The 12,868-nt window shown below is 58.6% G+C and carries 10 protein-coding genes; 4 read left to right on the top strand and 6 right to left on the bottom strand.

Annotated features, from left to right (window positions below; translation table 11 throughout):
• Together PTE30175_RS28890 and PTE30175_RS25580 are read left to right on the top strand one after the other, a co-directional pair.
• Positions 1–192: hypothetical protein (locus PTE30175_RS28890; protein WP_420819680.1), on the top strand; the 192-nt coding region annotated here is incomplete at its 5' end.
• Positions 193–748: 556 nt separating this feature from the next.
• Complete coding sequence (locus PTE30175_RS25580; protein WP_150699882.1) at positions 749–1,714, top strand: LysR family transcriptional regulator; 966 nt, start codon at positions 749–751, stop codon at positions 1,712–1,714.
• Positions 1,715–1,763: 49 nt separating this feature from the next.
• On the opposite strand, the gene PTE30175_RS25575 is transcribed toward PTE30175_RS25580, so the two are convergent.
• From PTE30175_RS25575 to PTE30175_RS25555, 5 genes are all read right to left on the bottom strand, one after another.
• On the bottom strand, positions 1,764–2,615 hold the full coding sequence (locus tag PTE30175_RS25575; protein ID WP_150699881.1) for a 3-hydroxybutyryl-CoA dehydrogenase: 852 nt from the start codon (positions 2,613–2,615) through the stop codon (positions 1,764–1,766).
• Between the two features lie 5 nt (positions 2,616–2,620).
• A complete protein-coding gene (locus PTE30175_RS25570; RefSeq protein ID WP_150699880.1) occupies positions 2,621–3,799 on the bottom strand; it encodes an acetyl-CoA C-acyltransferase family protein in 1,179 nt (392 codons plus the stop codon).
• A 199-nt stretch (positions 3,800–3,998) separates the two neighbouring features.
• Positions 3,999–5,264, bottom strand: a complete 1,266-nt coding sequence (locus PTE30175_RS25565; RefSeq protein WP_150699879.1) for a Zn-dependent hydrolase — start codon at positions 5,262–5,264, stop codon at positions 3,999–4,001.
• A 14-nt stretch (positions 5,265–5,278) separates the two neighbouring features.
• Positions 5,279–6,829 (bottom strand): class I adenylate-forming enzyme family protein, encoded by a 1,551-nt coding sequence (locus PTE30175_RS25560; RefSeq protein WP_150699878.1) that lies wholly within the window; start codon positions 6,827–6,829, stop codon positions 5,279–5,281.
• Between the two features lie 11 nt (positions 6,830–6,840).
• The gene (locus tag PTE30175_RS25555) at positions 6,841–7,644 is read right to left on the bottom strand and encodes an enoyl-CoA hydratase/isomerase family protein (RefSeq protein WP_150699877.1); all 804 of its coding nucleotides are present in this window, start codon (positions 7,642–7,644) and stop codon (positions 6,841–6,843) included.
• Positions 7,645–8,134: 490 nt separating this feature from the next.
• On the opposite strand from PTE30175_RS25555, the gene PTE30175_RS25550 reads away from it, so the two are divergent.
• Both PTE30175_RS25550 and PTE30175_RS25545 read left to right on the top strand, forming a co-directional pair.
• Entirely contained in the window at positions 8,135–9,406 is a 1,272-nt protein-coding gene (locus PTE30175_RS25550; protein ID WP_224788972.1) for an aspartate aminotransferase family protein, read from the top strand.
• Between the two features lie 233 nt (positions 9,407–9,639).
• On the top strand, positions 9,640–11,430 hold the full coding sequence (locus PTE30175_RS25545) for an acyl-CoA dehydrogenase (RefSeq protein WP_150699876.1): 1,791 nt from the start codon (positions 9,640–9,642) through the stop codon (positions 11,428–11,430).
• Between the two features lie 126 nt (positions 11,431–11,556).
• On the opposite strand, the gene PTE30175_RS25540 is transcribed toward PTE30175_RS25545, so the two are convergent.
• Complete coding sequence (locus PTE30175_RS25540; RefSeq protein ID WP_191629218.1) at positions 11,557–12,366, bottom strand: enoyl-CoA hydratase-related protein; 810 nt, start codon at positions 12,364–12,366, stop codon at positions 11,557–11,559.
• Positions 12,367–12,868 lie beyond the last annotated feature (502 nt).

Genomic DNA, 12,868 nt, shown 5'->3' with positions numbered 1-12,868 from the left:
ACCAAGTACCGGCACCTGCCTGATCTAGCCACAGCCCACCGGCCAACTCTCTGCGGTGTGCGTAAATTCGCGCTTACACTTGTTCTCCTCTCCATAATCTTGATGGCTTTGGTTTTCGGGATCGTTTACGCGTCAATTCTGAAGAAGCGCAAGCCGACCGTATTCGCCGCGATCGGGAGGAAGGTGGTCTAACTCATCTCCAGCGCGCAGAGACGGCCTGAGAATGAGGCGTGGCGTCGCCGCACGGCGAAGTGCAAATACAAGCGACGCCTTGCGAGCAGGCGTCGCTTGCCCGCTTGGATCCTGCACCAATCTGATCTTTTCCCGACGCCAATAGTGAGCGCGATCGATGCGATGTGCACCAAGGCCACAACTGCTCGGACATTCGGATTCCCCCGAGGATTGGAGAACTTGACTCTACAGCAAGGTGATTACACAATAAATATGCATCTTTGCGGTAGCTGTCACTGTCCGGGATCAGGGGCGCCGTGTATAGGTATGACAAGGCATATGTTTCCATTGGAACCGGGGATGACTATCTCCTCGTCCACTGTGTAGCCGGCGTTTCCATATTTGTCGAATCTGCTCATGCACCGGCACCGTCCCGCCCTCTGATTCTCCCGGGTCAGGAGGGCTTACCCTCTCGACCGCATCCGGTTGAGACGCCACATTTTTTGCAAAATTTGTTGGTCGCCAGGCGTGCATCGTCAAAGCAACCGCGTATCCACTTCCACAAAATGGCTCGACCATGTCCAAGCTCAATCAGGTCACGGACCTTGATCTGCGATTGCTGCGCAGCTTCTCAGAGATCGTTGATCGCGGCGGATTCGCTGCAGCCCAGGCTACGCTCAACATCTCCCAATCGGTTCTGAGTGAACATCTCAAAACACTCGAGATCCGACTAGGCTATGTCCTCTGCAAACGTGGGCCCGGCGGATTCAAATTGATGCCGGAAGGGGAACAGGTCTACAAGGCGGCCAAGCAGCTCTTTTCAGCCATTGATGAATTCAAGGCTGACATCGGGGGGATCGGTGACGAGATGACTGGCGAGCTGGTCATCGTTGTCGAGGACGAGATCATCACCAATCCGGCCTGCCATTTGCCCGAGGGCTTGAAAATGTTCAGCGCGCGCGTGGGCCGCAGGGTGCGCCTACGGGTCGAGACGATGGTGGGCTACAAGGCGATTAGCTATGTAGCGGACGGCTCGGCCCATCTTGGGATATGCGTATCCGACGCTAAGGCGCGGGATGTCCAGGAGCAGCATGTCTTCGACGAAGTGGACGAGTTATATTGCAGCAAGGGACATCCGCTGTTTGATCGCCCGGACCACGAAATCACGGAAAGTGATTTGATTGCTCACCCTTACTCCAGCCGCGGCCACCTGGAATTCAAAGACGTATCGTTCCTGTCGCGTACATTCACGGGCAGCGACACAGGCCTTGGCGCTCAAGCGCAACTGGCGCTCATACTTTCCGGTCGGGACATGGGCTACGTTCCGTTACACGTCGCGACGCCCTTTGTCGCCCAAGGCAAGTTGCGCGCCGTGCGACCGGATCTCACGCGACGGACCATGCCGGTCCGCGTTGTTTCTCGCGACACAGGACCACGCGCAAAGCTTGTGGCGATGCTGCGCTCCTGCGTCATCATGGCGCATTCGTCCGATCAGGTATTCCTCACGACTGCGGTGAGCCAAGCAACGCTGCCCACCAGGTAGGCAGCGCGGATGGAGCGCGGGCATTACCCTCGCTCCGATACGGCCGTGGTCAACTGTACTGGTAAAAGCCGCGGCCGCTCTTGCGCCCAAGTCGCCCCGCCGCCACCATCTCCACCAGCAAAGGTGCGGGGCGATATTTCGGATCCTTGAATCCGTCGTAGAACACCTGAATGACGGACAGGAGTGTGTCGAGTCCGATCATATCGGCCAGTGCCAGCGGCCCGATCGGATGATTGCACCCCATCATCATCCCTTCATCAATATCCTCGGGGGTGGCCAGTCCTTCGTGCAGCGCAAAAATCGCTTCATTGAGCATCGGCACGAGAATTCGGTTCACCGCGAAGCCCGGACTGTTACGGACATCAATCGCTGTTTTGCCAATCCTGTCAACCAACGCCTTGGCTCGCGAAAACGATTCTTCCGACGTTTGCATGCCGCGGATGAGTTCCACCAGCGCCATCACGGGAACCGGATTGAAAAAGTGCATGCCAATACACCGATCCGGTCTCTCCAGCACCGCGGCCAGTTGGGTAATCGAGATCGACGAGGTGTTGGTGGCGATCAACGCACCGTGCCCCACAATTTGTTCGATTTGCCGGAGGATACGCAGTTTCAGTTCAAGATTTTCGGTTGCGGCCTCGATGACTACATCGACGGACTTCAACGCCTCGTAGTGCGTCGTGCCATGCACGCGGGCTACGATTGCGTCGAGTTCGTCCGCGCCAATGGTGCCCCTTTTGACTTGGCGGCCGAGATTTGCCGCGATCATCGCCAGACCACGTTCGACAGCATTGCCTGAAACATCGACCATCGTGACTTGAAGTCCGGCGGCTGCACAGACCTGAGCGATTCCATTACCCATCGTTCCGGCGCCAACGACGCCTACGCTTTGAATGTCCATGTCTTTTACACCCGTTCGAAGATCGCAGCGATCCCCTGACCGCCGCCAATACACATCGTTGCAAGCGCGTAACGGCCGCCAGTTCGGTGCAACTCGTAGATCGCCTTGGTGGCGATGATGGCGCCGGTGGCGCCGACCGGGTGGCCAAGCGAAATCCCCGAGCCGTTCGGATTCACCTTCGCCGGATCGAGACCCAGCGCCTTGGTAACGGCACACGCCTGTGCCGCGAAGGCCTCATTCGACTCGATGACATCCAGGTCGCCTGCCTTGAGGCCTGCGCGTTCCAAGGCAATGGTGGACGCCGGTACGGGACCGAGGCCCATCACAAGGGGATCGACACCCGCATGGCCGTAACTCACGAGCCGCGCGAGCGGTTTCAGGCCATAGCTACGAACTGCGTCGCCCGATGCAAGCACCAAAGCGCCGGCACCATCGTTGATGCCGGATGAGTTCCCGGCCGTCACGGTGCCATCCTTCTTGAATACCGGGCGCATGTCGGCAAGTTGCGCCAGGCTCAGATCGGCACGCACGTTTTCATCCGTGTCGAAAACGACAGTCTTCTTGTGCATCTTGACTTCCAACGGCACGATTTGAGACGCAAATCGTCCCTCGGCGATCGCCTGCGCCGCACGTCGTTGGCTCTCGAGAGCGAATGCGTCCTGCATCTCGCGAGTAATACCCTCACGGTCCGCGACGTTCTCTGCAGTGACCCCCATGTGTATGCGGTGGAACGGGTCGTGCAAAATGCCCAGCATGTAATCGACTGCGGCTGCATCCCCCATACGTGTTCCCCAACGAGCCCCTCCGAGGAAATAGGGGCTGCGGCTCATCGATTCGGCGCCACCGCCGATCGCGATCTCGGCGTCCCCGGCCACCACCGACTGTGCCGCCAAAAGCACTGCCTGCAGTCCGGAGCCGCATTGCCGGTTGACGTTGAAGGACGCTGCCTCCTGGGGGACTCCCGCGTCGATTGCCGAGACGCGAGCGATATATGCGTCTCGTGGCTCAGTCGGAATGACGTTGCCCATCACCACTTGCCCGACGCGTTCGGGATCGATTCCCGCGCGCTCGATGGCCGCACGCACTACAGCGGCGCCAAGCTGGGTTGGAGGAAGGTCCTTCAGGGTGCCGCCGAACGCCCCGATTGCGGTGCGCACCGCGGAAACAATGTAAATATCTTGCATCGCAGCCTCTAAGAAACGTTGAAAATTTCTGGCCCAAACGCCAACGCAGTGAAACGCGGTAGCCAGTATCGGAAGTTGTCCAGTTTGCCAAGCAACGTGTTTCAGCAAATCATTTGAATCGCGCCGATTGGTTCATCGCGGACAGCCCATGTAAAGCCGGACGTGACCCAATGGGCCTGCTGAACAAAACGGTTCGCGATCACCGCTCCCGCACTGCGGCATCGGTCACCGCGTGAAGAAGTACGTTGGCGCCGGCTTCCGCCCACTCCGGCAGGATGTCCTCTGCCTCGTTATGCGAGATCCCGTCTACGCAAGGACACATGACCATCGCGGTCGGGGCCACTCTGGATATCCAATAGGCGTCGTGGCCTGCACCCGAAATAATGTCGCGGTGTGAGTAGCCGAGTGCCTTGGCGAAGTCCCGGACGCTATTGACACAGTGCTCGTCAAAGGCCACGGGGGCCGCATGTTGTAGAAGCGTTGTCTCCGCGCTCAGCCCCAATTCGGTTGCAATGGTCTTGACGCCCGATCGAATGCTGGCTTCCATCGCGATCAAAATCGCCGCGTCCGGCGACCGAATGTCGATGGCAAGTTCGGCAGCCCCCGGAACACTGTTGGTCGCATTCGGGCGGATGTCCACGCGCCCCACGGTCCCCACCGCATTCGGTTGGTGCGTCATCGTGACTTGGTGTACCAGCTCGATGACACGCGCGGCGCCCAGTCCCGCATTGCGACGCCTGTCCATCGGGGTGGTCCCTGCATGCGCCGACCGGCCTTGCAGGTTCACCTGCAACCAGGTCAGCCCTTGACCGCCCTTGACGACACCAATGTCGACGCGTTCGGCCTCGAGAATCGGCCCCTGCTCGATATGCAACTCCAGGTAGGCTTTCATCTTCAGCGCGCCCATCGGCAGCGTACCCTTCCAGCCGATGCGCTCGAGCTCCTCGCCAAAGCTCACGCCAGATCTGTCTTGGCGTGCATAGGCCCACTCCAGCGAATGAACGCCGGCGAAGACACCGGACGCCATCATGACGGGGGAAAAGCGACATCCCTCCTCATTGGTCCAGTTGGCGACTACCACCGGATGCCGAGTTTCGATGGCCGCATCGTTCATCGCCCGGACGATCTCCACCCCCCCGAGCACGCCCAGAATGCCGTCGAAGCGCCCGCCCGCCGGCTGCGTATCGAGGTGACTGCCGACACACACCGCGGGGGCTGTCGGGTCGGTTCCCGCCCGTGTCGCGAAAATGTTTCCCATCTGGTCGACAGAAACTTGCATGCCGGCGTCCTCACACCAACGCCGGAAAAGCGCCCGTGCCTGCCCATCTTCATCGGTGAGAGCCTGCCGGTTATTTCCGCCGGCCACACCCGGACCGACCTTGGCCATCTCCCGCAGTGATTCCCAGAGTCGGCTTCCATTGACCCGCAGATTTGCGTCGAGCGGCGGACTTTTGTCGTCATTCATCGTCTGTTCTCCCCCTAAATTGTCCGACTCATCCCTTGCCAATACCGAGCCTTGATGTCCTTCTTCAGAACCTTGCCGTACGCGTTCTTGGGCAGCTCCGTCACGAAATCAACCGACTTCGGCTTCTTGTACGTGGCCAACCGGGTGCGGCAGAACTCGATGACTTCATCCTCCGTCAAAGAGACGCCCGGACGCAGCACAACCACGGCTTTGACGGACTCTCCCCACACCACGTCAGGAACGCCAACCGCACACGCTTCGGCAATCGCTTCGTGCTGCAGCAGTACCTCTTCCACTTCGCGAGGATAGATGTTCGATCCTCCGGAAATGATCATGTCCTTCACGCGATCCGTAATGAAGATGTAACCATCCTCATCTCGGTAGCCCACGTCTCCCGTATGCAGCCATCCGCCTTTGAGCACTTCATTCGTTGCTTCCGGACGGTTCCAGTATCCCGGCGTCACCACATCACCTCTGACCGTGATCTCTCCAGCGGTATTGCAATCGACTTCATTACCTTCCTCATCAATGATGCGAAGGTAGGCGCCAGGGACCTCGTGCCCAACGGACGAGACTCGTTTGATGCCTTTTTCCGTAGTCAGGTCGTACATGCTCTTGTGCATGGCGGCCTGCGCCGGGGCTTCGCTTTGCCCAAAGCCCTGACTGAAGACGGGGCCGAACACGTCGATGGCCTGCCGCAGTACTTCGGCGTACATCGGTGCGCCACCACAGACGATGTTTTTGACACTCCTCAGGTCATATCGCGCGATCTCGGGGTACTGCAGAAGCATCTGCACCATCGTCGGCGCCATGAACGATCCAGTCGCGCCAAAGCGCTGAATGGCATCGAAAACCTGCGGCGGATCGAAGCGGGTCAACCCCGGGAAAACCTGAGCAGCGCCTACAGAGATGTAGGCCAATCCAATGCTCGTAGTGGCGTGCGCGATCGGCGCAAAATGAATCATGCGATCGAACTCGTTGATGTCCCTGAGCAAACCCAGTCGATGTGACTGCACCATCGCAATCAGATTGCGGTGCGTCTCCATCACACCTTTGGGTTTACCCGTAGTGCCAGAGGTGTAAAACAGCCAAGCCACATCGTCGGGCTCGATCTGCGGCGTCGGGACGGAGTCGCCAGCATTCGTCAGGAAGTCGCCGTAGTAGCTGAACTCCGGCAACGGCTCCATGCAGATCCACTGTCCGACGGTCGGGTGCCGTCGGCGAAGCTCGCTCGCCACGTCGGCGAACTCAGGCGAAAACACAAAGAACGAGGCGCCGGAATCAGCAATCATGAAGCTGATTTCGTCGATATGGAGCTTGGGGTTGAGCGGCGTTGCAGCCATTCCGGCGGTGAGTGCGGCGAAATAGCACTCAAGCGCTTCGAACCGGTTCGACGAAACAATCGCGACGCGATCACGCTGCTTCCCGTGCTGCAGGAAACTGCTTGCCAGTCGATTGATCCGCTGCGCCCCTTCCCGATATGAAATCGAGAGATTGGGGGCGAGCCACAATGGGCGGTCCGGATAATTTCTTGCCGATCGATGTAGAAAATGAGCGAGATGCATTTGATTTGATATCAACTATCCAAAGTACTGGGGAATACGGGCGGGCGCTTTTCCAGGAAGGCGTCGAGGCCTTCTTTGGCATCGGGCTCCATGAAATTCAGCCCTTCGTACGCGACAGAAAGGTCAAAAATCGGCGCTGCCTGGCGTACCCAGTGATTCAAGCAGCGTTTTGTCCATCGAAGCGCTCGCTGTGGTTTGCGCCCCAATGCATCGGCCATTTGCAGCGCGGATTTCAAGACTTCGTCAGCGGGCTTGCACATCGAGACGAGGCCGATGCGTTCAGCCTCCCGGCCATCAATCAAATCGGCCGTCAGCAAATAGAGCTTGGCTTTTGGCACACCGCAGTACAGCGGCCAAAGCAACGCGGCGTGATCCCCTGAAGCTACGCCGATGTTCATGTGCGCGTCGGTGAGCTTCGCTGTCTCTGAGATGATCGAGACGTCTGCGGTGAGCGCGACTGCAAGGCCCGCTCCAGCGGCCGGGCCATTGATCGCGGAGACGATCGGCTTATCGAGGTGGACCATGTTGTAGACAATTTGCAGGGCAACTTCGCCAGACCGAATAGCCGGTTCGATCTTCCCCAACGTCTGGACACCTTCAGCAAGATCTCCGCCAACGGAAAAAGCTCGCCCCGCACCGGTGATGACGGGAACACGCACGTTGGGGTCGTTTTTCACCGTTAGCCACACCTCAGCCAGTTCTTCGTGGAGTCTGGCATTCGCGGCGTTCAGGTGTTCGGGGCGATTAATAACGATGAGCAAAACACCGTTCGGCAAGTGCTCAAACGTCAAGTGGCGATAGTCTGTGTAATTCATCACATCTCCTGTAAACCTAACTACTTAGCCACGTAAAGCTCGAAAGAACGCACGCTGCGCCCCTACTTTGGGGCGCAACCCGTAGCTAGCCCAAGCTGGACGCGAGCTCAGGATTGACGCTGGAGCGTCGCCCAGGTCTGGTCGCCGTCACCAAGCGCATCCGGCCAGTATCGGGCGCTCTCCAGACTCAACAACTGGCCCAGATCGTCGGCGGCATCTTTTGGCAAATGCGCCCTGTAAGGTGCCCCACCTTTTCTCGTGGTTTCTCGAAACAACCTGTGATGTCTTGCTCGAACCTGTCATCATTGTGGCGTCACCCGAATTTCATCCACCATCACCATTTGGCGAACCTAGGATTGGAAAACGACTGGGGCAGATTGCGAAGGCTCCGGAAATACCGAAGCAAAGCTTCGGCATTCCGTGTTGTTACAAGAGGTGGCGCGTGACAGAGTAGACATCGATATCCCTAACTGCCACGAAAATGATCGATATGAAATCACTGATCGCTACCGCTCGCCGGGTGATGCCGGGCGGCGCATTTACCACGTATGTTCTTGATGAGTCTGTCGATGTGGTTATCAAAACCGGAAAGGGTTCAAAAGTATATGACGTCGACGGTCGCGAATATATCGATTGCGTCGCGGGGTCCGGGCCGATGCTTCTCGGTCACGCTCACCCGGAAGTTGTGAGTGCGTTACGCGAAGCAGTCGAGTGCCCATCCAATTTCTACGTGCTGAATGAGAAGGGAATCGAGCTCGCCGAACTTCTCGTCGAATCCATTCCGTGCGCGCAACAGGTGAAGTACGGGGTCACCGGATCCGATGCCACCCTGTATGCCATGCGATTGGCCAGGGCGTTTACGGGGCGCTCGAAGATTCTAAAATTCGAAGGTGGCTTCCTCGGCGGCAACGACTACGCGCTCATGAGCATGGGCCCCTCGAGCCCAATGCCGGACTTCCCGACGCCGAGGCCGGACAGCGCCGGAATTCCACGCGTGCTGGAAAGCGAGGTGTTGATCGCGCCCTTCAACGATCTCGAAACTGTCCAGCGCATCGTTGAGGCGGCACGGAACGACATCGCCGCCATCATCGTCGAGCCGCAGCAGCGATGTATTGATCCGCTGCCGGGATTCCTGGAAGGGCTGCGCGCGCTGTGCGACGCGAACGGAATTCTTCTCATTTTTGACGAAATGGTAACCGGCTACCGATTGGCGTGGGGTGGCGCACAGGAGCGTTACGGCGTCATTCCAGACCTGGGAACGTATGGCAAGGTGATTGGCGGCGGATTGCCGTTGTCAGTGGTCGGCGGCCGTGAAGACGTGATGCGTCTTGCCAACCCTCGCAGCGGACCGGATCCCCGCAAATGCTTCACCGGAAGCACGACCTGCGGGAATTCGGTAGCGGCTACGGCCGGTCTCGCGACCCTGCGAGTATTGCAGCGTCCCGGGACCTACGAGCGGCTCAATGAGATCGGCGAACATTTCCGCAAAGGTGCCAGCGAGATATTCTCGCGACATGGCGTTCCCGGGAAAACGCTCGGCTCGGGCGCCCTCACGCAAATCGCAATTACAAAAAGCGATGTCCTGGACTACAGAACGAGCGTCTCCGGTGACCTCGCACTCCAGCGCAAGCTGAGCACCGAGATGGTTCGTCGCGGCGTGCTGACGGTTGGGAAGTTTTACTTCACGCTCGCGCTGTCCAACGAAGATGTGGACACAATTCTCTCCGTTCTGGACGACTCGCTGGCTGCGGTCCTCAACTGAGCTGCCGTTATTCCAAAGCAGTCGACCGACGATCAGACCGTGCGCCCCAGTCGCCCCGACAGGGATTGCTCATGCCTGCGCTCGGTCGACAGATTTCCGACTACGCCCCTTCAAATCGAATCCAGCCGGGATACCGGATGATGGCGCCAACCGTCATCGGAGCCCGGTGGCCTCTCTGGCGAAATTCTCATCGCGCCGCCACTTTTAAGACACGCGCTCTGGACAAGTAAATCATGAACCAATACGTTGCCCCCCTGCAGGAAATGCGCTTCGTACTGCGCGAACTGGCCGACCTGAAGTCGCTGCTCGAGGGTCATCCTCTTGGCATTACAACGGACGTGGTGGATGCCGTTCTGGACGAGGCAGCAAAGTTCGCCTCCGGGGTACTCTCCGATACCGATCAGGCCGGCCATCGGGAAGGTTCACGCCTCACGCCGCAAGGCGTCGTAACACCGACCGGCTATCGCGACGCATACAGCAAATTCGTGGCTGCTGGATGGCATGCGCTTCCCTGCCCTCCCGACCACGGTGGTCAAGGATTTCCTCGAACCGTATCATCGCTCGTTGATGAGATGTGGCGCGCATCCAGCCTGACGTTGACGGGCTGCGTAGCACTCACTCGTGGCGCCATTGAGGCGCTCTCACTGCGTGCGTCGCCGGAAATTCGCGACAAATACTTGCCAGCACTTGTCGAAGGGCGATGGACAGGGACAATGAACCTGACCGAGCCGCAAGCGGGCTCCGATCTCTCCGGGATCCGCACGAAGGCGGTCCCAGCGGGCGATAGCACCTGGCGCGTTTTCGGGCAGAAGATCTTCATCAGTTGGGGCGAACACGACATGTCCGAGAACATCGTACACCTCGTTCTCGCACGAACGCCGGATGCACCGCCCGGAATCAAGGGCATATCGATGTTCCTGGTACCGAAATTCCTCGTCGGCGCCGATGGCAGTCTGGCTGAACGCAACCGAGTTACCTGCCTGGCGATCGAGTCTAAGGCCGGTCAGCACGGAAGTCCCACAGCGACACTCCTGTATGGCGGCGACGATCCGGACACCGGTGCTATCGGCTATCTCGTAGGCGACCTTCACCGCGGGCTCGATACGATGTTCGTGATGATGAACGAGGCGCGATTTGCCGTTGGCCTCGAGGGATTGGCTATCTCCGAACGGGCCTATCAGACAGCAACGGACTACGCGCGGGAGCGTATTCAGGGCGCCGACCCAAGCGGTCGCTCACAAGAACGCGTTCCCATCATTCGCCATCCGGATGTCCGACGCATGCTTATGCGTATGCGCGCATACACCGAAGCGATGAGAGCATTGACCGTCAGGGTCGCCACACAGATCGACGTAGTCCACCATTGCGACGAGCGAGACTCGGCGGCTCGAGCCCGTCTGGATCTATTGACCCCGATCATGAAAGGCTGGAATACGGAAGCCGCACAGGTCGTTACCTCGCTCGGCGTGCAAATACACGGGGGGCTCGGCTTCATGGACGAGTGCCGAGCGAGCCAGCACTGGCGCGACGCGCGCCTCCTGCCGATCTACGAAGGCACGACTGGAATACAAGCCAATGATCTGGTGACTCGAAAAATCGCGCGCGACAAGGGGGACGCCTGCCTGAGCTTGCTCAACGATATCCAGACCACCGGGCAACAACTCCTCGACTCCGAGGTCGCGGATCTCAAATCGATTGGCGAGGCCATCCTGCGCGCTCAGGATTCAGTTCAGCGTTGCGTCGCATACATTGTCTCGAACTTCGACGTGAATTCGCAATCCGTGCTGGCAGGCGCTGTACCGTTGCTCCAGCTCATGGGCTTGACGGTAGCGGGTTGGCAGCTTGGACGTTCGGCGCTGGCAGCTCAACGCACCGTCGGGAAAGGAGACGACCGCTTCGAGTCGGCGAAAATAGCGACCGCGCTCTTCTTTGCCGAGCACGAAATGTCCGCAATTCCATCGTTGGAGAAGATTGTTACGACTGGAGGTGACTCCGTGTTGCGGCTGCCGGTCGACCAATTCTAAGGGCGCTGCTGAAAAGCAAGCCCCGCTCAGATGGTATCGACCAGAGTCGGGATGCCGCGGGTGAAGCCCGCGGCAGTCGTCATGTGAGCCGAAACCGCTTCCGTATGGATCCGGTGGCTCCAAGTGTTACGTCAAGGTCTTTCTGAATCGCGGCGCCCGTTTTTCTTGAAACGCAGAAAGCCCTTCGCAAAAAGCTTCGTTATCCAGCAGTTCGCGCTGACGCAACCGCTCGTACTCCATTTGCGCTGCCAGGTCATTTTGCTGTGCCACCTCGTAGGCGCGGCGCAATTCCCGACATACGCCACTCGGCGATTCCGCCAAGCGAGCGGCTAACGTCAGCGCCGTCGAGTTCAGATCGGCATCGGGGACGACGCGCCAGACCATCCCCCACTGCGCCGCCTCCTCCGCGCTGATTCGTTCGCCCAACATCGTGACTGCCAACGCGCGTCCCCAGCCGATTAGACGGGGCACCTTCCAGCTCGCGCCCAGGTCCGGTACAAGACCGAGTTTCGGGGCAAATGTCAGCACAAAAGAAGCCGATTCGGCCGCGACAACAATGTCAGCGGCCAGTGCGATGCTTACGCCCGCGCCAGCACTTACACCATTGACTGCCGCGATCGTCGGGACAGGAAGATCGTGTAGGACTTGAATAACCGGATTGAAGTATTCAGCCATCAGATGAGCCTGGCGCACGCCAAGCGATTCATCCGGCAGGCCGGGCACGCCGTTCTCGTCCAGCTGCCATCCCGCGCAGAAGCCCCGACCGCTCCCGGAGATTACCAGGGCACGCAACTCATCCTGTGTGCTCAACGCGCGCAGCCGATCCAGCAACGCCTTAATAGTATCGAGACTGAGGCTATTGAGCGATTCGGGCCTATTCAGCGTTAGAAAGCCAACGCCATTCACAAGCTCAAACAGAATCTGATTCTCAACCATTTTTTTCTCCATGTTTCGCGATTTGGTTAATCCGAAAGTAACCTTAGGACGCAAATTTTTCTCACAAATTAGAAGCCGCGTATTTCTTGTGGCTTGACACCAGCAAGCTGAAGCCCTTCATCCTCGATATACTGAGCGCGGCGCAGGTCCCCAGAATCAATGAACAGACGGTGACAACACATCAGTGAAACTCCTGACGATCACCGGAACAATAAGCATGCGACGCGTCATTCTCAGCTTGCGCCTGTGCACGCGAACGAATCCCGGCATCGTGACCGAAGCTGGGGTTGAAGTCATACCGACCTGGCTCATAGTGGATTTCTACGCTTGGCACACGGCACAGCAGAAACTCATAAACTTGATTACTTGGATTGCCAGGCCACGAAACGTTGATTCACAGCGGAGAAATTCTTCGCCCACCAGCCCATATCCTGGTCAATTGCCGTTGCTTTTACATCCTGCGCAGTTGGCAGGAAGTTGGAAAGGAGCGCATCAACTTTCG

This window comes from Pandoraea terrae (genome assembly GCF_902459695.1).
GTDB lineage: Bacteria > Pseudomonadota > Gammaproteobacteria > Burkholderiales > Burkholderiaceae > Pandoraea > Pandoraea terrae.
This window is presented reverse-complemented; position numbering and strand designations above follow the sequence as displayed.